The sequence below is a fragment of the Desulfogranum marinum genome, from assembly GCF_963675105.2.
Taxonomy (GTDB): Bacteria; Desulfobacterota; Desulfobulbia; order Desulfobulbales; family Desulfobulbaceae; genus Desulfogranum; species Desulfogranum marinum.
The window spans coordinates 223375-243907 of the sequence record NZ_CAXXRO010000002.1 but is presented as its reverse complement, the minus strand read 5'-3'; the positions used below and the strand labels follow the sequence as shown (position 1 = coordinate 243907).

The window sequence follows — 20533 nt, the reverse complement described above, 5'->3', positions numbered from 1 at the left end:
ACACAAAAAAACAGCCGGATTATACCCGACTATTTTTCATATAAAACCTGGGTGGCAAACGATTTATTCTACAGCGTCAGCAAGTTTACTGCCTGGTTTGAACTTTGCAACGGTTTTGGCTGGAATGTCTATCATGTCACCGGTGCGAGGGTTTTTAGCCTTACGGGCGGAACGATTAACAGTGGAAAAAGTTCCGAAACCAACAAGTGTTACTTTATCTCCTTTTGCAAGAGCATCCGTAATGGACATGAGCATACCATTTAATGCTTTTTCTGCTGCGGCCTTAGAAATTTCTGCAGCCCCAGCCATGGCTTCTACAAGTTCCTTTTTATTCATTCTTCCCTCCCAAAGATTTTAACACTGCCACGACATTCAGGTTTATTCCTGAGCGGGCACTAGCGATGACGGTGGAAGTTAAATAAACTTTTTTTTCTTTGTCAAAGGAAAAAAATTGTTTTTTTCTTCTTGAATGCCCGTTAGAGCGGGCTTTCAGCGCTGGCTACAACTGATAAGGTTGTTACCGTCCTTCCAGGTCAAGATACACTTTTTTGATATTGTTGTTATAAAAAAAACGCAGAATGGCTACCCTTATATCTGGATTGGCAATTTTTGGCAAGTCAGCTTCGGCCAATTGTACATAGACGACACTGGTACGCTCTTTGTCCAAACGAACCCTGCAACCGTCAAATCCAAATTTACTCAGTCCGCCCTCCCACAAGGATATTTTAGCAACACGCTCCTCGGTAACAGGAAGACCATGGGGTATACGAGTGGCCAGACACGATGCAGATGGTAGTTCCCAACTGGAAAGTTCAAGCAGACGACTACACTCCCGTACATCGGACTTGTCAAGTCCTGCTTCCACTAGAGGTGTTTTCACTCCCAATTCATGAATAGCCCGTAAACCAGGTCTTTTACTTTTCAGATCATCAGTGTTGGTTCCATCGAGGAGAACGGAAAAATCTTTTTTTTCCATAATTTCCTTGAACCGTTTATAGATCCGTAATTTGCATTGATAACAGCGTTCTTCTGAATTAGTGACAAATTCCTTCCAGGCAAGTGGTTGTAAGTCGACCACCTGCATTTCAACCCCTTTTGGATATCCATTGGTTGTAAGCCAATTTTGAGCCAGCGATATCTCTTCGGGTTTCAGCAAGATTGAGGATCCGAACAGGACCAGCACATTGCCCGCACCCAAAGTATCAAGAGCGCTTTTTAAAAGAAGGGAACTATCAACACCTCCGGAAAAAGCAACCGCAACCCGGCCGTACTTGAGAAGGACTTGATTTAATTGATTAAGTTTTTCTTGAGTTTGCTGCAAGCAAATTTCCTCTCATAACCACACAACAGATAAGATAAAGACAGCGCTGAAAGTGAGTCCCCCTAAATATGAAGAACCACGCTGCATGAAGAAAATACAAAGAAAAGAGTAACAGAATATATGATGCAAAAAAATGTCCCCTGCAACCATTTTCAATTTTTTCTTTTCTTCACCCTATAAATGCTATAGGTTTCTTTGTGTCTACCAAATACACATGTTGCCATCATATTGCCTTTTGGTACAACCACGTGTTTGTCATTAAACAGATACGTACAAACACTGTCCAACTTTTTCCAAGCCAATTAGAAGACGAACAACCATGACCTCAAAAGCAAATATTTCTCATGTCCGAGACAGAATTGACGAAATTGACGATACCATTTTAGACCTTTTAAAAGAACGTCTTGAATGTGCGTTGACAATAGGCGAGTTGAAAAATGAAACCAAGCGTGCAAAGTGGGATCCGCAAAGGGAACTCGAAATTTATAATCGCCTCCGGCAAAAGAACCAGGATGTATTCCCTTACAAAGCCCTTCACTCCATATTTCACGAAATTATAACCACATGTAGACTATCACAACGAAAAGCAACCGTCGCCTATCTTGGGCCGGAAGCGACTTTTACCCATCAGGCAGGTGTTAAATATTTTGGACAGTCAGCTGATTACCGTCCACTTGAGGCTATTGTTGAAGTCTTCCAGGAGGTTGAAAAAGAACGGGTACAGTACGGTATTGTTCCAGTTGAAAACTCCATTGAAGGGGCTGTAACCTCAAGCCTGGATTCCTTTTTCAATTACAAAGTACAGATATGCGGAGAAATTCAACTGCCGATTACCCATAACCTGGTTTGTCGATCCGGAAACCTTGAAGATATTCAAACCGTTGCCTCTCATGCCCAGGGTCTTGCTCAATGCAGAGAATGGCTACGGAAAAATCTACCGAACATCCCCACCCTGCCGGTGTTCTCGACCGGCGCCGCTGCACAGATGGCTGCTAACAACCCCAATGTCGGCGCCATTGCAAGCGACCTCGCTGTCACGGCCTATGATCTGCAAGTGGTTGTGAAAGGGATCGAAGATTACCAGGGGAACACCACCCGTTTTCTGGTCCTTGGAAAACAATCCCCACAAAAAAGCGGCGCAGACAAAACCTCTGTCTTGCTGGGTTTGATCAACCGACCAGGGGCATTAAACGAGATATTGACCATCCTGTCAGCCAAAAACATCGATCTTGCCAAGATTGAATCCAGGCCGACCAAAGGCAAACAGTGGAAATATCTTTTTTTCCTCGATATGATAGGACACATGGACGACCCAGTCATTCATGAAGCGTGTAATATTTTACAACAAATATGCGCTTATTTTGAATGGCTTGGATCCTATCCCCGCGCCGACAATATTGACTTCAACGGTGGTGCATTTTAAGTTACCAATCAACATTCATTCATACTCGCCTGGCAGGCTCCCTATGCCGCAATGGAAATCATATTGCGGCGTAATACCAATCATACAAACAGGTTCCATTTAATTCCGCTGTTATGCTACCACTTCTCAGTTGCAAGGGTTTGAGCAAAGCATTTGGTGCTCAAACCCTGTTTTCCAATATCACCATGAATTTGCACACAGGGGACCGTGCCGGTTTGATTGGTCCCAACGGTTCCGGTAAATCCACCCTGCTGAAAATTTTCTGCGGGCTTGCCGAGTGTGACAGTGGTGAGATTTTCAGCCCCAAACATACCCGCCTGAGTTATGTAGCTCAGGAAGACACTTTTCATGAAGAGCTGAACTGCGTAGACAATCTTTATCTTGCCGTAAAAGATCTGGATATTGAGCAGGCAGAGCAATATAACCGCATCTATGCAATCCTTAGTCGTGCCGACTTTGAGGACCAAACCAGCCCTGTACAAAAATTATCCGGCGGCTGGCGTAAACGACTTGCACTCTGTAGAGCGCTGGTTGTCTACCCCGATGTACTGATCATGGACGAACCGACCAACCATCTCGACATTGAGGGGATAATCTGGCTTGAAAAGTTACTGCGCGCCAATCTCCCGGAAAGCCCGGCAGCGATGCTCATGGTCAGCCATGATCGGCGTTTTTTGGAAAACACAGTCAACAGAATAATTGAACTTGGTCCTGTATACCCCGAGGGCTCGCTCGAGTCCACTGGTACCTATGCTGATTTTCTGGAAAAGAAATCAGCTTTTCTGGACCAGCAGCAACAAACCGAAGAACGGCTTGCCAACAAGATGCGACGAGAAACAGAATGGCTTCGCAGGGGTCCGAAAGCACGTTCGACCAAAGCAAAGTATCGCATAGATGAAGCTGGTCGTCTCCAGGGAGAGCTGAATAATGTTCGTTCGCGAAATCGGGCAGCTGGTTCGGTTGCCATCCAATTTGATGCAACGCATCGTAAGACTAAAAAACTTCTGGTCTGCAAGAAGATAAGCAAACAATTTACAGATACCCCGCTGTTTAAAAATCTTGACCTGGTGCTTTCGCCCGGATCACGCCTGGGTATTTTAGGCAGAAACGGGACCGGAAAATCGACCCTGATGCAAATTCTTGCGGCAGCCACTGAAAGTGACGGCCCTAAGCCCGATAGCGGCAGCATCACCACTGCAGAGAATGTACGCATTGTCAGCTTTGATCAACGCCGCGAACAACTGGACAAAAATACAACACTTAAACGCGCTCTTGCTCCTGATGGCGACTCTGTTGTTTATCAGGACAGAAGTATCCACGTTGTTTCCTGGGCAAAACGCTTTCTTTTTCGACCTGACCAGCTCGACACCCCTGTGCATCGTTTATCAGGAGGTGAGCAGGCAAGAATTCTCATTGCCCGCCTGATGCTCAAACCAGCCGACATTCTCCTTCTTGATGAGCCGACAAATGACCTGGACATTCCTTCACTGGATGTCCTGGAAGAAAGCCTGGCCGAATTTCCAGGTGCATTGGTACTGGTCAGCCATGATCGTTTTCTGCTCGACCAGGTCTGCAATACGATCCTTGGCTTCAACGGCAAAGGAGGCACCAATTTTTTTGCTGACTATGAGCAGTGGCTCGCAGACTTGCACCTTGTAGAAAAGGGGAGCCCCAAAAAACCTACCACTGAAGCACGCCCTAAGAAATCTTCCAAACCAAAAAGCGGTAAGTTGTCCTATATGGACCAACGCGAATATGACCAGATGGAAGATGAAATTAATCGACGTGAACAACGGATAGAAGAACTACAGACGCTGATGGTGTCGCCGGAAGTGGTCTCCGACTCACAGCTTTTGCAGGACTACTGGAACGAACAGGAACAGCTGCAAAACGAAGTGGAAAAGCTCTATTCCCGCTGGGAAGAACTGGAAGAGCTTAAGCTTATATAGCCCAAGGCAGGTACGTCTCTACGACGTCCTTCACCTCAATTACGAGAGGTAACCACTCAGTGGGTTGATAACTCGTTGACACACTATATCTTTTTTTATATATCAGGGGCGTTAATGGTACTGTGTATTTTCAATATAAAGACACTGCCCCAGCTATCAAAATCTACAAGGTGAACCCTATGATGAAAAAAATCCTGGCTTTGTTTGCTGCTTTCTCTCTTCTTGCCATGTGCAGCACCGCTTTTGCAGCTAAAAGCAAAATCGTCAACGGTATTGATGCCAACTTTCCTCCCTTTGCCTACATTGACAAAACCGGTAAACCAAGCGGTTTTGATGTTGAAGCTATGGATTGGATTGCCAATGACATCGGCGTTGAAGTCAGCCACCAACCCATTGAGTGGGATGGTATTATCACCGCTTTATTGACCAAAAAAATAGACATAATAGCCTCAGGCATGAGTGCCACAGCAGAGCGTGCTAAAAAAGTCAACTTCACCATCCCTTACTGGATCATCAAGCAGGTTATGGTCACTAAAAAGGGTTCTCCGCTGACCATTGAAGACATTCTGAACGGTAAAAAAGTCATTGGTGTACAGCAAGGAACCACGGAGGCAAAGTGGCTCAAGGCTGAAGCCGAGAAAAATGGCTGGAACTATGAACTTCGTTACTACAGCTCTTCCCCACTTTCAGTTGAGGACGTCTTAAACGGCAGAATAGATGCGGCAGCTATGGATGATGCACCAGCGCATGATGCAGCTTCCAAGAAAGATGTACAGATTGTCGGCACCTTCGGCATGCACGAAGAAGATTTTGCTTATGCCGTACGCAAAGATAACCCTGAATTGCTGGAAAAAGTAAACACGTCTCTGGCCAAGCTCATGGCATCTCCTAAGTGGGATGAATTGATCAAAAAATATGAGCTAAACAAGTAATCTACGATGGGCGGATATCACTTCTACGGTATCCGCCTTTTGTTATAGGCCATCTTGCATCTATGCCTGTGGTATTTTTTCGCATGTTTCAACCTTGCAAAAAAACCTAATTATTCAAGACATCCTATATATTTTCCCCTGACCCCATCACCCCATTTTCTGACTCCCTATAACCTCTAAGGGTTATATTTCACTCTCCGGAAATTATGCCAGCCAGCCTTTCTGTTATTGTAGATTCTTTTCCTTATCTTCTTCAAGGCACTCTCAATACCGCTGGTATTGTCTTTGCTGCAATGTTTCTTGGGTTACTGATAGGAATTGCTGTCGCGGTTGGGATTGTCTATGGCAAGCGGCCGATACAGCTTCTACTGAGCACCTATGTTTGGTTTTTCCGGGGTGTACCTGTTTTGGTACTGCTCTTTCTTTTTTATTTTGGCCTGTTTTCTTATTTCGATATAGGTTTCAGCGCTTTCACCTCTGTCACCATTGTTCTCGGCCTGACAACCGGCGCTTATCAAGCAAATATTTTCAGAGGGGCCATTCTCGCGTTACCCAAAGGCCAATTTAGAGCTGCCAGTGCCTTGGGAATGAGTAACAGCCAGGCCGTACGATCTATTATATTGCCCCAGATACTGCGTATGTCCATTCCCGCATGGTCCAATGAATATTCCATTATCCTTAAAGACTCCGCCCTGGCTTTTGTTATAGGCGCTCCGGAAATCATGGCCCGGACCCAGTTCGTCGCTTCGAGGACCTATCAGCATCTTCCGTTGTATATAGCAGCTGGAATCCTCTACTTTTTCCTGACATGGGCAGGAGTGTATGCATTAAACAAACTTTCTGATGCGGTACGCATTCCCGGCTACAGTCACAATGGTATACAAGAATGACCTCCAATACTCCAATACTCAAAGCACAAGCCATCCAAAAATCCTTTGACGGCAACACCATTTTAAACGGTGTTGATGTTGTACTGGAAAAAGGTGAAATTATCGTCCTCATAGGACCTTCCGGGGGTGGTAAAAGTACACTGCTGCAATGTATTAATTGCCTGGTTATTCCGGACGACGGCCAGATAGAACTGGAACAACAGCCGATAGATTTTTCCAACAAGCAAGATCTTTATCGACTGCGGCAACAGGTTGGTATGATTTTTCAGGAATTCAACCTGTTTGATCACCTCACAGCCTTGGACAACATAACGATTGCCCTGCGCAAGGTAAAAAAACTCGACCGTAATACAGCAGAAAAACGCGCCCGACTGGAACTGGAACAGGTCGGACTAGGGGAGAAAGGTGACCTCTACCCTGCTCAGTTGTCTGGAGGACAAAAGCAGCGCGTCGCCATTGCCAGGGCATTGGCAATGGATCCTAAGATACTGTTGCTCGATGAACCAACTTCGGCCCTCGATCCCGACCTTATAGGCGAGGTCATATCCGTCATCAAAAACCTGGCTGCAAAAGGGATGACCATGATTATGGCTACCCACCAAATTAGCCTGATCTCGACCCTTGCCGATCATATTCTTTTTATGGAAAACGGGCAGATTGTGGAGTCCGGAACCCCAAAAGAGCTCCTTGCCAAGGGCAACGTCAATAAAACGCAAGGGTTCTGTGACCGCTTAAACGAGCTAGCCACCGGAGAGCAATAAACGTGGATTTTTCTCCATTCTATCAGGAACTTTTTTCAAGCCTTAATCGGGGCCTGCTCATGTCTGTTGCCCTGATTGTTCCCTCTGCCATTGGCGGTGTCCTTATCGGGATTACCGCCGGGTGCTTACGCGCATACGGCAACCGGGCAGTCCGGCTACTTGGTAACGGCTATGCTGCCGTGTTCAGAGGGACCCCGCTTGTAGTCCAACTTTTTGTGCTCTACTTCGGGTTACCCAACCTTGGGATCTATTTCTCTCCCTATGCAGCTGCTGTAACCGGTTTTATTCTTTGCAGTGGTGCGTACCAATCAGAATATATTCGCGGAGCACTGCTCTCCATAAAACGCGGCCAATACGCCGGTGCCCATGCACTCGGTTTAACCCATTTTCAAACCATTTTCTGGATTATTATTCCCCAGGCAGTGCGCCGCGCTATTCATGGCTGCGGCAATGAAATCATCTACCTTATTAAATATTCATCTCTTGCCTATATCGTTACGTGTTTAGAGCTCACAGGAGAAGGTAAAACCGTCGCCACTGAATACTTCCGTTTCACTGAAGTATTTATAATCATCGGCCTTTATTATCTTGCCCTGGTAACATGTGCCTCTTTTCTTCTAAAAATTATCGAAAAACGACTCTATATTCCTGGTTTTGGCCATAAATAAAACACCAAACCGCTCCCAACCTTTTCTTTGCCATGCCATATCCCTTTTCTCCCCTTACCTCCGCAATTAAGGAAATAATCACTGCTGCCGTTGCACCAGGTTCAGTGATTACCGACGACCAAGCTTTACACAAATATTCCGGCGATGCCTCCAAGTTACGCTACCCCCCTGAAATGGTCATCTGCCCTCAGTCTGTTGCCGATGTCCAGCATGTTATACAACTTGCCAATAAATATAATTTCGCGGTAACTCCTCGGGGAGCTGGATCCGGTCTTGCCGGAGGGTGTCTTGCTGATCATGCCGGCGTTGTCCTCTCAACCGAACGGCTTACCGACATCCAGGTTATGGATCCGGTTAATGGTATTATCAAAGTACAGGCCGGCGTAATCAGCCAAGATGTGAAAAGTGCAGCAGATGCCGGCGGACTCTACTATCCTCCTGATCCGGCTGGCATGGATCTCAGTACCATTGGTGGCAATGCCGCTACAGACGCCGGCGGACCTGCCTGTGTTAAATACGGGACTACCAGAGATTATATTCTTGGCCTGGAAGCGGTATTGCCTAACGGCGAACATATTGCCACCGGTGTCCAAACCAGAAAAGGCGTGGTGGGGTATGACTTGACCAACCTGCTTGTAGGCAGTGAAGGAACTCTTGGAATTATCACCAGCCTCTGGCTAAGGCTCATACCCAAACCTCCCGCTGTTATCGGGTTAATGTGTGTGTTCAGCGACATGAGCTCGGCCATGCAAAGTGTCACTACCATAATGGCTTCTGGGCACCTGCCCTGCGCCATTGAATTTCTTGATCACAAATGTATTTCCCTGGTTGGAGAAATGCTCCCTTTTGACCTGCCAGGCGCGACGCCCTCCATACTCATCATCGAACTCGACGGCCCGGCAAGCCAGATTAAAGAGGAGCTCAGCACCATCGAGCAGATCCTCCACTTACATGGTGCTGCTGCCATTCTACCGGCCACCAACAATCAAGAACGGCAGGAAATTTGGAACGTTCGACGACAGGTAAGTTTACGCATTCATGATTACGCCAATGTATACATCCCGGAGGACGTAGCCGTTCCGATCAGTGCCATAGCCCAACTCATTGATGCACTGCCTCTTTATGAGGATAAATATGGCGTTGAAATCTTTGCCTTTGGGCATGCAGGGGACGGTAATATACATCTCAGCGTTACCGCAAAAGAGAGTAACAACCGACATAATGCTGAATCCGCTGTCAAGGATCTGCTGGCGCACAGCATTGAACTCAAAGGAACCATTTCAGGTGAACATGGAATAGGACTTGCCAAAAAGAGTTACCTGCCGATGGAACTTTCGCCAACGAGCATAGCCTTGCAGCAGAACATAAAGAAGCTCTTTGATCCCAATGCTATCCTCAACCCCGGAAAAGTTTTCCCCGACCTTTCTGAAAGCTCAAACCCATGACCCCAATGATACGCAAACCATTTAGTCGACCAAGTAGCAGAATACAGGCTGTTGCCCCTTCAGCCACCAAAGTAATGGCAGATCGTGCAGCCGGTATACACAATTGCGTTTCTCTGGGGCAAGGCGTCCCCGGTTTTGCTCCTCCGCCGCATGTTATGGAGGCCGTGCAACAAATGCTTGTGGATAATCCCACCATCAGCAGGTACACGCTCCAAACGGGTATGCCCCAACTGCGCGAACGGCTCAGTGAGTACTTGCTGGCTGAAAAGGGAGTTAAAGCCGACCCGGTTCACGAAATATGCGTAACAGTCGGCGGTATGGAAGCACTGCTCGCATCGATCCTTGCAGTGGTTGACCCTGGTGATGAGGTGTTGCTTCCTTCCCCCACCTATGCCTCGTACACGGAGCAAGTCCTGCTTGCCGGAGGCGTTCCTGTTTTTGTCCCTTTAACCAAGCAGTGGGGGCTGGATCCGGCCGGTCTTAGAGCGGCTGTTACCCAAAAAACAAAAGCAATTCTGCTCTGCAACCCCGGCAACCCAACGGGAAATGTCTATTCCGCAGACGAAATCCGTGCTCTGTGTGAGCTCGCTGTCGCCAACAACATTGTTCTCATCATCGACGAAGCATATGACTACATTGTCTACGATGACACCACGATCCTTAATCCACTGAGCGTGGATGCGTATAGGGATCACGTGATAGCCATCGGCTCTTTATCAAAAAAATATTGTCTTACCGGATGGCGGGTGGGCTGGGTAGCAGCAGCCAGGCAATGGATGGAACATATAACCAAAGTACACGACGCGGCAACGATATGTGCACCAACCATATCACAATGTGCAGCTCTTGCAGCACTCAATGGTGATCAACAATGGGTAGCTACCTGTTGTCGGGAATTAGCAAAGAAAAAAGAAGTGTGTTGCAGTCGGTTGGACAGGCTGGCTCCCCACTTTAGTTACGTTGCTCCCAAAGGTGCATTTTACATCATGGGCAAGTATCATTTTACCACCGATAACTCGCAACAGACAGCACATCGATTACTGGATGAAACCGGCGTTATAACGGTACCTGGAGGTTCCTTTGGCCAAGGTGGTGAAGGTCATCTCCGGCTCTCATTTGGAGGCGAAACTGCAGAGATTAATGAGTCTTTTGATAGGATTGAACGTTGGTTGGGGGCGTAGCCTCCGCCCCTTAAGGATTTCCAATGAATCTGTTGGAGTAGCTATACAATCATCATGAAAAACGCGGGTTCAACGACTCAGCCGCCTATGCGAGACATCTGGCCGTGGCAATTGTTTCCTGAGTTTTTTAAACGCTCTTCCAGTTGATGTCCCTTGGGTTTGTTACGAATAGCATCCAACAACGCCTTACAGATTTCCTCATCACCGCCGCCCTGCCTGAGCACCGAACGAAGATCGACCTCATCATCATGCAGAAGACACGACCTGAGCCCCCCCGCTGAAGTAAGCCTTAATCGGTTACATTGATCACAAAAGTGATGTGACATAGGGCTGATAAAACCAATGGAGCCCACTGAATCTTCTCCAAGTCGGTACACCTGGGCAGGTCCATCCGCCTGAAGACGCTCCATGGGGATCAATTCACCATGTGCTTCCAGACGCTGTTTTATTTCATCGGATGAAATAAAGGTTTCATCATTCCAACGGCTGGAATCGCCGATGGGCATAAATTCGATAAACCGAATCTGCAGCGGCATTGTCTTTGAGAGGTGAACAAAATCACTAATCTCATCGTCATTGATATGGCGCATAGCCACTACATTAACCTTTACTGGGTTAAAACCGACTTCCAGAGCTTTATGCAGCCCCTGCCAGACATCGTTAAAACAATCGACACCGGTGATGGAAGCAAATCTCTCCGGGCGGAGGGTATCCAGGCTGACATTTATCTTTGATACCCCTGCGGAAAAAAGCTCTTGGGCATATTTGTTGAGCAGTACCCCATTGGTGGTCAAGCGGACATCGGTTAGCTGTTCTATCGCGTTAAGGTCGCGAATAAAACCGAGAACATTTCTGCGTACCAGCGGTTCACCGCCGGTAAGCCGAACTTTTGTAATTCCCATCCGAACAGCAACCCGCACAACTCGGAGCAGCTCTTCATAAGTGAGGAGATCATCATGACGCAACTTAACAGGTCCGCCTTTCCCTTCTTCTTCAGTGACACAGTACATGCATCGCAGGTTGCAGCGATCAGTAAGACTGAGCCGCAGATAGGAAATGGAACGTGAAAACATATCAATGAGTTTGTTTTCACTGGGAAGGGAACTGGCTATTTCTTTATTCATCGAGTAGTATGTCCAAAAAAAATTTATCCTTCAATTTTGTCAACAGATACCACTGAATTGTTCTGATTGCAATAGCTCCCAAGCCATCTATGCTCATTCTTGCCATTGAAAGCTCATGCGACGATACAGCTGCCGCTGTACTCGAAGCAAAGACAAATACTGTTTTATCTTCGGTTGTCAGTTCTCAAAACGATGTCCACGCACGTTTTGGCGGCATTGTCCCTGAGCTTGCCTCCCGTTGCCACATCGAAATGATCTGGCCCGTTGTCAATCAGGCCCTGGCTGATGCCGGGGTACAACTCGATGATATCCAGCTGATTAGTGCCACCCAAGGACCCGGCCTTGTCGGCTCCCTGCTGGTTGGTTTTACCTTTGCCAAATCCCTTGCCCTTGTTCGCGGTATACCCTGTGTGGGAGTCGATCATATGGCAGGCCACCTTTTATCCTGCATGCTGGAAGAGGAAAAGCCCGAGTTTCCGTATACAGCGCTGATAGTCTCCGGCGGTAACACCTCCCTTTTTTCCGTTGACAGCCCTGTCAACTACACCCGTCTCGGACGGACACGAGATGATGCTGCAGGAGAAGCATTTGACAAGGTCGCCAAACTGCTCGACCTCGGCTATCCAGGAGGGCCGGTTGTTAGTCAATATGGCCAAAAGGGCGATGCCACCGCCATTGCTTTTCCGCGGGCATGGCTGAGCAAACACAGTCTTGATTTTAGTTTCAGCGGCCTGAAAACATCGGTGATGAATTACGTTCATCAACGCCGTCAAAAAGGGATCGAACTTGGCATAAACGATATCTGCGCTTCCTTTCAAGCGGCGGTGGTAGATGTACTGGTAAAAAAAACCATCATTGCTGCTAAATCTAACCATCATCATAGAATTGTCATGGGTGGAGGTGTTGCTTCAAACAAACAGCTGCGAACCGACATGCAACAAGCGTGTCGGCATGCAGGAATGGATTTTTTTGTACCCCGTCCTGTTTACTGTACTGATAATGCAGCCATGATAGGGCTAGCCGGCTATCACCATTTTCAAAATGGCAGCATGGTCAATCCGGACGATGATGCCTACTCCCGCTCTCCCCTAAACTAGGCTGACAGCAACAGGTTGTCGCAGCATCATCCTGAAACTCCCCATAACCCATCATTTTCTCTATAGCTTATGGCTTACCAGCAGACCAGAAAAGTCCTTAAAAAAGAAGGCCTTGCCCCCAAAAAGAAACTTGGTCAAAATTTCCTTGTTCACCAGCATACTGCAGATCGTATTGCCGGCGCTGCCCATTTGGACAAAACCGACACGGTCATCGAGGTTGGAGTCGGTCTCGGTGCCCTGACAATGCCTCTTGCGAGCATGGCAGCAAAAGTTATCGGCATTGAAGCTGATTCAGGAATTGTGAGGATGCATCAGGAGCAGGAGGACCTGCCGGCCAATGTTGTGCTTCGCCATGAAGATATTCTCAAAACCAATTTACCCGCGCTGAGAGATGAGACCCAGGCAAGACTAAAAATCGTTGCTAATCTTCCCTACTCGATTTCTACTCCTTTTCTCTTTCGCTTGATAGAGTTCAGCGACTGCATCCACTTTGCAGTGGTTATGGTCCAGAAGGAAGTGGCCGAACGGCTCATGGCAAAACCTGGAACAAAGGCCTATGGAGCGCCCACAATTCTCCTTGCAAGCTGTGCCACCGTGGAGCCTTTGCTGCTGGTTAAACCTGCAGAATTCCACCCCAGGCCCAAAGTGGATTCCCTGGTCATTAAAATTACGTTTTTTCCGAGCCCGGAGAGATTACAATCGATTGAAGCCTATGACAAAAGGTTGTTTAAACGGGTTGTTAACGCAGCATTTGGTCAACGGCGAAAAACGCTTGTCAATGCATTATCAGCTAGCTTTAAGGCCACCGACAAACAGGAAATAGCCCAATGTATACAGGATGCTGATATTGATCCCGGAATCCGGGCGGAAAAACTGGAACTTGAAGATTTCATACGGCTCAGCTCTTTTCTCAAAAATAGAGAGTAAAGGTATATAGAAAAAGGCTTTGTTTAGTTCTCTGCTTCGTATACAGTTGATACATCGTTCCCCTTTGCTCTCTTTTTTATACTTGTGAACCTTAAACGAATCACAGTCTATTATTACCTGCGCCTGCGAAGGCTGCAGGGTACTCCGAGGGCCCTTGCCATGGGTGCTGCTGTCGGCGCTGCCATAGGCATTACTCCCACCCTTCCCTTTCATACGGTGATGATCCTGACTGCATGCCTGATCATGCGAGTCAATCCCATTGCCGCCATCATTGCCGGTACCATAGTCAGCAACCCATTGACCTTTATTCCGCATTACTATGCTGCATGGTGGCTGGGTGACTTTTTTTTGCCTGACCGGCTCACATGGCTGCAAATCAAAACACTGCTTCACCAACTCAAGAGTGTCGGTATATTGGAAAGTTTGCAAACTATTTGGGAAGTAGGCTTAAATACAAGCATGGTCATGATGACAGGTGGTCTTTTACTTGCCATTCCAACTGGAATAATCAGCTATATACTTGCCTTAAAATTTTTTGTTATCATGCAACGTAAACGTCACGAAAAACATTTACTTAATCACCGGCGGAAGCAGGGCTAACCCGTATGCATAACTTTGTATTCCATAATCCTACCAAAATTCTGTTTGGCAAACAGACCCTGCCATCCATTGGGCCGGAAACAAAAGCATTTGGTTCAAGAGCCATGCTTATTTATGGCCGACAGAGTTTAAAACAAAATGGCACCTACCAGCAAATAGTCCAATCCCTTGCCGCTGCAGGTGTTGAGGTGACCGAGTTTGGCAACATCCAGGCAAACCCTTTACTTTCCCGAGTCAGGGAAGGAATACAGGTGGCCAAAAAGGAAAAAGTAGAGGTCGTGATCGGTGCAGGCGGCGGCTCTGTAATAGACACCGCCAAAGCCATTGCAGCTGGAGCGGTTGTGGAACATGATGTCTGGAAATTTTTCACCGGTAAAAAAGGCGTAAAAGGTACCCTTCCTGTCAATACGGTCCTTACGCTACCAGCCTCCGGCTCAGAAATGAATTCCGGAATGGTCTTGACCCATGACGAAAAAAAACAAAAATTCGGTTTTGGTCATCGGTTCCTGTTTCCTAAAACATCTATCCTAGACCCTGAACTCAGCTATACAGTGCCGCCTGATTACACTGCCTATGGGGCTGTTGATGCTATCTCCCACATCCTCGAATTCTATCTCACCACCGCAGACCCTGATACACCTGTCCAAGATAGATTTATGGAAGGCCTGATTGCAAGCATTATGAATGCATGCAATCGTTGTTTGACACATCCAAGGGATTATGGTGGCAGAGCAAGCCTGATGTGGTCTGCCACTCTTGCCCTTAACGGATTAACAGCAGCCGGACTCGGACGGGTTGGATTTCCCATGCACCTGCTGGAACATTCCCTAAGCGGTCTTTATAATTCTGCGCATGGGGCAGGACTTGCAGCTCTCCTGCCCGGATGGTTGCACTACTATAAAGAAACCGCTCCAGAACGCCTGGCAATGCTTGGTAAAGGAATTTTTCCGGAAACAATTTCGGCAAACGCTCCTCCTGCAGAAAGGGCCGAACAATGTATTACTCAATTGCTGCAATGGCTTAGGGAAATAAATGTTCCCACATCACTTGCCGAGATGGGGGTTACAGCTGCAGACATACCTACCATCGCCGAACATTCCAGCGGGCTTGCTAAAATCTGGCGCCTACGTGAATACTCGCAGCCATTGCTGGAGAATATTCTTACTCGATGCTGTTAAGGAAATTTTGCACAATGAGAATTTACTGAGCATCTTTACATTTCCGGATTTTTTGCAGTCCAGGCCTTGTCCAATTCTTCGGTGTCTGCATTCTGGTCCAGTCTCATCAACTCCTCAAGATCGATGTTATGCTTCTGGTACATAGATATATACTGATCTTCATCTTCTCGATGCATTCGGTATAACTCAGGCATCATTTCTTCATCTTTTTTCCTGAAAATACGTTTGAGCCTATACGCCTCATAGGGGTCAACACCCAATAATTTCAAGGATTCCTGGCCCAGGGACAATGCACTGCCAAAGGTCTCCCGCCGAATAACAGTAATGCCAAGATCCATGAGTTGGTAGGCTGCTGAACGGTCTGCCGCGTTGGCGGCTATTTTGAGATGCGGATAGTGTTTCTGTACCAACTCAACCAGCTCGGATGCTTTATCTTTATCCCCTATGGTAACGATGAGGAGTTCCGCTTCATCGGCGCCGGCAGCTTCCAGTAGATCCAGACGTGTAATATCTCCGTAATATACCTCAAAGCCGAATTTTCTGAGTATATCTACATTGGCTGCATCATGATCGAGAATGACCGGTTTTATGCCTGCCGATATCAGGAAACGGCCCAGGTCGGTGCCAAGACGACCGAACCCGGCAAGAATAACCCTATGCTCTCCATGGTCGATCGTGTCGGCTTCCCGCTGCACGTCCTCTGCACCATGGGGGCCTGCAATAAATTTGTCATGAGCGAGAAAAAGCAAGGGAGCGAGAAACATGGAGATGGCAACGGCGCTGATCAGCGGCTCTATGATCTGCGCCGGCAGTACGCCGTTGGTCCTGGAAAACTGAAAGAGAACAAAGGCGAATTCTCCTCCCTGGGCAAGGGCTATGGCAAAAAGGGAGCGCTCCTTTTTAGCCATCTTGAAAAGGAAACCGGTTACGACGAGTACCAGCCATTTCAAGCCGATCAACGCTATTGACAGGCCCGCGATCAGCAGAATTTCTTCACCGATCAGTGTGAAATTAAGACTGGCTCCTATGGAGATAAAAAAAATGCCAAGTAATAATCCCTTGAAAGGCTCTATATCGCTCTCGAGCTCATGGCGGTATTCACTGTCGGCCAGGACAACCCCGGCAAGAAAGGTACCCAGTGCCGGTGAGAGCCCTACAGCGGTCATCAATAGGGAAATACCAACCACCAGTGCCAGAGCCGCTGCAACAAAGATTTCCCTTACCCTCGTTGCCGCAATGGTTCTGAACATCGGCCTACCCGCAAATTTACCGAGGAGAAAGATAGAACTGATGGCAAGCAGAGTAACAAGGATTCGCAAGTATCCAGGCAGTGAGCTTATGTCAAAAAATATTGAACCGTGATGGCCGTCGTCGAGCATGGCGATGGTTGCCAGCAAAGGCAAAACAGCAAGCATCGGAATGACCGCGAGATCCTGGAAAAGCAGCACCGAAAAGATAGAGCGTCCTGGAGAGGTGTTCATCAACCCTTTCTCGCGCAATGTTTGCAGAACGATCGCTGTCGAGGAAAGGGAGAGAATAATGCCGACGGCTACTGCCTGCTGCCAGGGTAAGTAGAGCAGAGAAAAACCACTGATAAGAACACTCGATAACGCAACCTGTAACCCTCCCATCCCCACGATGGGGGTACGCATCTGCCAGAGAAGAGAAGGCTTGAGCTCAAGTCCGACCAGGAAAAGCATCATAACCACACCGAATTCAGTAAAGTGCATAACTTCTTCAATATCGGCAATGAGCGAAAGACCAAACGGTCCTATGATTATTCCTGCTATCAGGTATCCGAGAACCGAGCCGAGCCCCAGTTTTTTGGCAATGGGTACTGCAATGGCTGCGGCAGCGAGGAAAATAAACAGCTGAAGGAGAAAATGCTCCATGCTAGGGTCTCCTGATTATTGCATGTAAATCGTTGTTGAGATAGTCTTCCTTCCTGCCCTGCTCAATATCCAGCGTACCGTCGCGTAATCCGATGACCATTCGACTATAATCCTCTCCGTGCATCTTAATTTCTTCTTCGGGTAGTCCCCTGTGGATACCGAGGACCGCAAACGGAGGAAGCCATACCATATTGCACAATTTGGCTGTGGCTCGATAAGGCGAGATAAGTTCCCTGAGGGAGAACTCATTATACCCGTCTTTACGGTAGGTGGAGTCGTCGCCGCCGGCAGTTATAGCCTGCAAAAAGAGTTTTCCCTTGAGTAGGGAAGCTTGCGAACCGTATGCCCAGCCATGTTCAAGCACCAGATCAAGCCACTCTTTCATTATGGAGGGTGTTGAGTACCAGTACAACGGATGCTGAAAAATAATGGCGTCGTGTTCTTCACAGAGCTGCTGTTCCCTTTGGACATCGATCAGAAAATCGGGATAGGTGGCATAAAGGTCATTAATGGTGACCCCATCAAGTCCCTCTACGGCAGCACGGAGGGTATTGTTGATTTTTGAGCGTGATCTCGCCGGGTGTACAAATTGAATAAGAATTTTTCTCATGGGGTAGTCGGGATTTCTCATCAATTCAGACGGTGCCGGGTTCAGAGTTTTTGGGAGTAAAAAGGTAGCGCTTACCTTTTACTGCCAAAATACTGGTTATGATGGTTCCGAATGGACTGACCTTTGGTAAACATTTGGTTAATTTCTATGTAACTGTTCAGCCTATTTTTACTTGCAAAAGCTTATAGTTTCAATGCAGGATAATTTCCTTCAAAAAAAACGGACAAAGCATGGCTTAAACTAAAGCCTTGTTTTCTACAAGTAGACAGGTAACTTCGAACACGACAGAAAATATGAGCGCCGTCAATTGAACGAAAGCATCCCGATATTTTTTGTTGAACTTTTGTCATCCTGAGATCGTTTTCTCCAAGGTTGTTCGTGAAAAAAACGATCACATTTTCCATGAACAAAAGGGTATCATCTTCGTAGTCACGCAATCTTTCTAATAGGTTTCGGGCTTTTGTTTTCTTTATCCGCCCTCTTTTTCCTTTTCTTTTTGTCTTATCTGGTGGCGGGCTTTCCAGGTCCCCTGCTTTTAAGATTGCTCTATATTTTTGCCGATATTCTTCAGCTTCATCTGACCTGGGAACAAATCTCGTCAGACCATGGGTAAATGAGTTTATGGACACCTACCCTGACTTGAGTGTGCGTCTCACTCTCAGTGACAGCAATGTTGGCTTAAATTGATTACCCCGGCCGCAAGGCTGCTCAGGGACACAATAAAAAAGAAATGTACCGATATCCTGACTCAATTAATCGATCATGATATCGTAGAGGAATGCCTTCTTGATGAGAAAATTTTAAATCGTGAACCTTGTAAGACTTGCCGGCTTTAGGTTAGCTTTCAAACCAAAAAGCCTGCTTATACAAGCAGGCTTTTTGAAAAAAATACTCTGTGTAGACAGGAATTATCTAAAACGGTACATCATCGGCCATTGGAGGCGGTTCCTGTGGATAATCGCCAAAACTGCCGCCACCGCCACCGCCTGTTCCGGCAGCACCAGCACCTCGTGGGGACAGCATCTTCATTTCCCGTGCCACAATTTCAGTGGTGTATTTATCATTCCCATTCTGATCCTGCCATTTCCGAGTCTGTATCTTTCCTTCAATATAGACCCTGGAACCTTTTGACAAATATTCACCACAAATTTCTGCAAGACGTCGCCAGGCAACTATGCGGTGCCATTCTGTCTGTTCCTGCATTTGCCCATCTTTGCCTTTCCATCTCTCGCTTGTTGCTACAGTGAACGACGCCACTGCGTCGCCACTCTGGGTATACCGTATTTCTGGGTCAGCACCAAGATTACCGATAAGAATCGCTTTATTAATCATCATTCACCTGTTGTTTAAAATTCAGTTTACGGTTTCCCTTATACTTTTGATTTTGAAAAATTACAAAATAATCATTGGCCGAAGATACTAACTAACCGACCGATCCAGCATCTTGGGTAACCCTCCATGTTCTTCCGGGGTATAACCAAATACCTCCTGCCATATCTCGCTGCTTTCCATACAAAAGTAAATACAAGTTCGGTCTGCAGCATATTTTCTTAATTCACCAAGAATGAATTGGTACATGGAGACACGTTCTGGTCGGAAATAGCGGTATTTATTATCAAGGCCATTGATAAATTCTTCGTAAAAAAAAGTCGAAGTCGGAAACCGTTCTGTGGCTATATTTTTAAGGGACGGCAGGTAACGTAAAGCCCCCATGCTTATCCAAGCAATTTTGTCTGCAGGGACGGCCTCGAATAATCGCCTAATAGTCTCCCGGTAGCCTTGCTGCCAGTTATCATGTTTAATGATAGGATCAAAATGAAAAGCAAGGTGATATCCCCACTCAGCTACTTGGGATGCAGCTTCGAGTCGTTCATCCAGCGTGGCGGTTCGCAACTCCTCTTTGGCCATTATGATGGGGCTGTTGAGTGACCAGGCAACTACTGTGCGCCCATTGTGTGGAACATCTTTCAGTTGCTTTATAATGTTGCACTTGGTTTTTAATTCAAGAACAGCATTACTTTTGTCGTTCATGTACCTGATTAATCGTGAGCTTAAACCTGTCAACGAATCAATGGCAAGGCTGTCCGTAAACTCACCGGTGCCAATCCGGTAGAATTGTTCGGGTTGGTTCAGCAGCGCGTTGTCCAATTCGGCCAACATATCTTCAACGTTAACACAAAAACTCAGCCACGGATTGTTGAGGTAGGCCTGCAAAATACAGTACACGCAATCCATGGGACAATTCATACCTATATTGAGCACCTGATACCCACAACAAGTATACTCCCTTGTACCTGGACAAGGTTTAAAAAACACACCCCGATGTTTGCATAGCAGCAGGTGGTGTTTCCCCTGGGTGAGGTTTTCAGGATAGCTTCCTGGAATATCAGGCAGGGTGCCGTCTTCAAGAATCGTAACCGGAAGATTTGCCCTTTCTATAATCTCTTGAGCATATGGGTTGTCCACACACTCTCTGGTAACATGAAGATGAGTCACATAATGTGCCGGATCACCATAGGAAATAACTTTTTTCAC

19 protein-coding genes and 1 pseudogene are annotated in these 20533 nt (G+C 46.9%); 12 read left to right on the top strand and 8 right to left on the bottom strand.

All coding sequences use genetic code 11. The features are described from left to right. Positions 1 to 63: 63 nt before the first annotated feature. Positions 64 to 336 (bottom strand): HU family DNA-binding protein, encoded by a 273-nt coding sequence (locus tag ACHZCY_RS01850; RefSeq protein ID WP_205223123.1) that lies wholly within the window; start codon positions 334 to 336, stop codon positions 64 to 66. Positions 337 to 517: 181 nt separating this feature from the next. Further along, entirely contained in the window at positions 518 to 1321 is an 804-nt protein-coding gene (gene larE / locus ACHZCY_RS01845) for an ATP-dependent sacrificial sulfur transferase LarE (RefSeq protein WP_319547639.1), read from the bottom strand. A 319-nt stretch (positions 1322 to 1640) separates the two neighbouring features. On the opposite strand from larE, the gene pheA reads away from it, so the two are divergent. The 8 genes from pheA to ACHZCY_RS01805 all read left to right on the top strand — a co-directional run bounded on the left by pheA (position 1641) and on the right by ACHZCY_RS01805 (position 10570). Continuing rightward, positions 1641 to 2744 (top strand): prephenate dehydratase, encoded by a 1104-nt coding sequence (gene pheA, locus ACHZCY_RS01840; RefSeq protein WP_319547638.1) that lies wholly within the window; start codon positions 1641 to 1643, stop codon positions 2742 to 2744. A 140-nt stretch (positions 2745 to 2884) separates the two neighbouring features. Continuing rightward, entirely contained in the window at positions 2885 to 4693 is a 1809-nt protein-coding gene (locus ACHZCY_RS01835; protein WP_319547637.1) for an ABC-F family ATP-binding cassette domain-containing protein, read from the top strand. Positions 4694 to 4875: 182 nt separating this feature from the next. Then, positions 4876 to 5625: an ABC transporter substrate-binding protein gene (locus ACHZCY_RS01830; protein WP_462687162.1), complete on the top strand. Its 750-nt coding sequence runs from the start codon at positions 4876 to 4878 to the stop codon at positions 5623 to 5625. A 206-nt stretch (positions 5626 to 5831) separates the two neighbouring features. Continuing rightward, a complete protein-coding gene (locus tag ACHZCY_RS01825; RefSeq protein ID WP_205223128.1) occupies positions 5832 to 6515 on the top strand; it encodes an amino acid ABC transporter permease in 684 nt (227 codons plus the stop codon). Continuing rightward, on the top strand, positions 6512 to 7276 hold the full coding sequence (locus ACHZCY_RS01820) for an amino acid ABC transporter ATP-binding protein (RefSeq protein WP_205223129.1): 765 nt from the start codon (positions 6512 to 6514) through the stop codon (positions 7274 to 7276). Before ACHZCY_RS01825 ends, ACHZCY_RS01820 begins: the two co-directional genes overlap by 4 nt. 2 nt (positions 7277 to 7278) lie before the next feature. Further along, positions 7279 to 7944 (top strand): amino acid ABC transporter permease, encoded by a 666-nt coding sequence (locus tag ACHZCY_RS01815; RefSeq protein WP_319547635.1) that lies wholly within the window; start codon positions 7279 to 7281, stop codon positions 7942 to 7944. A 32-nt stretch (positions 7945 to 7976) separates the two neighbouring features. Beyond that, the gene (locus ACHZCY_RS01810; protein ID WP_319547634.1) at positions 7977 to 9389 is read left to right on the top strand and encodes an FAD-binding oxidoreductase; all 1413 of its coding nucleotides are present in this window, start codon (positions 7977 to 7979) and stop codon (positions 9387 to 9389) included. Beyond that, positions 9386 to 10570 carry a pyridoxal phosphate-dependent aminotransferase gene (locus ACHZCY_RS01805; RefSeq protein ID WP_205223131.1) on the top strand — a complete coding sequence of 395 codons (1185 nt, stop codon included), beginning with the start codon at positions 9386 to 9388 and terminating at the stop codon, positions 10568 to 10570. The genes ACHZCY_RS01810 and ACHZCY_RS01805 overlap by 4 nt, the downstream gene beginning before the upstream one ends. A gap of 77 nt (positions 10571 to 10647) precedes the next feature. On the opposite strand, the gene moaA is transcribed toward ACHZCY_RS01805, so the two are convergent. Beyond that, a complete protein-coding gene (gene moaA / locus ACHZCY_RS01800) occupies positions 10648 to 11694 on the bottom strand; it encodes a GTP 3',8-cyclase MoaA (protein WP_205223132.1) in 1047 nt (348 codons plus the stop codon). A gap of 89 nt (positions 11695 to 11783) precedes the next feature. On the opposite strand from moaA, the gene tsaD reads away from it, so the two are divergent. From tsaD to ACHZCY_RS01780, 4 genes are all read left to right on the top strand, one after another. After that, a complete protein-coding gene (gene tsaD, locus ACHZCY_RS01795; protein ID WP_319547633.1) occupies positions 11784 to 12791 on the top strand; it encodes a tRNA (adenosine(37)-N6)-threonylcarbamoyltransferase complex transferase subunit TsaD in 1008 nt (335 codons plus the stop codon). 69 nt (positions 12792 to 12860) lie between these two features. Beyond that, on the top strand, positions 12861 to 13718 hold the full coding sequence (gene rsmA / locus ACHZCY_RS01790; RefSeq protein WP_319547632.1) for a 16S rRNA (adenine(1518)-N(6)/adenine(1519)-N(6))-dimethyltransferase RsmA: 858 nt from the start codon (positions 12861 to 12863) through the stop codon (positions 13716 to 13718). A gap of 84 nt (positions 13719 to 13802) precedes the next feature. Beyond that, positions 13803 to 14318, top strand: a complete 516-nt coding sequence (locus ACHZCY_RS01785; RefSeq protein WP_319547631.1) for a DUF2062 domain-containing protein — start codon at positions 13803 to 13805, stop codon at positions 14316 to 14318. A gap of 5 nt (positions 14319 to 14323) precedes the next feature. Further along, complete coding sequence (locus ACHZCY_RS01780) at positions 14324 to 15496, top strand: iron-containing alcohol dehydrogenase (RefSeq protein WP_205223136.1); 1173 nt, start codon at positions 14324 to 14326, stop codon at positions 15494 to 15496. A 35-nt stretch (positions 15497 to 15531) separates the two neighbouring features. On the opposite strand, the gene ACHZCY_RS01775 is transcribed toward ACHZCY_RS01780, so the two are convergent. The 5 genes and pseudogenes from ACHZCY_RS01775 to ACHZCY_RS01755 all read right to left on the bottom strand — a co-directional run bounded on the left by ACHZCY_RS01775 (position 15532) and on the right by ACHZCY_RS01755 (position 20533). Next, positions 15532 to 17388, bottom strand: a complete 1857-nt coding sequence (locus ACHZCY_RS01775; RefSeq protein WP_319547630.1) for a monovalent cation:proton antiporter-2 (CPA2) family protein — start codon at positions 17386 to 17388, stop codon at positions 15532 to 15534. A 1-nt stretch (position 17389) separates the two neighbouring features. After that, entirely contained in the window at positions 17390 to 17998 is a 609-nt protein-coding gene (locus ACHZCY_RS01770) for an NAD(P)H-dependent oxidoreductase (protein ID WP_319547629.1), read from the bottom strand. Between the two features lie 182 nt (positions 17999 to 18180). Continuing rightward, positions 18181 to 18576, bottom strand: a pseudogene (locus ACHZCY_RS01765) (IS66 family transposase); the annotation flags it as partial. A 334-nt stretch (positions 18577 to 18910) separates the two neighbouring features. Then, on the bottom strand, positions 18911 to 19330 hold the full coding sequence (locus tag ACHZCY_RS01760) for a single-stranded DNA-binding protein (protein WP_319548315.1): 420 nt from the start codon (positions 19328 to 19330) through the stop codon (positions 18911 to 18913). 87 nt (positions 19331 to 19417) lie between these two features. Continuing rightward, positions 19418 to 20533, bottom strand: a complete 1116-nt coding sequence (locus ACHZCY_RS01755; RefSeq protein ID WP_319547628.1) for an SPL family radical SAM protein — start codon at positions 20531 to 20533, stop codon at positions 19418 to 19420.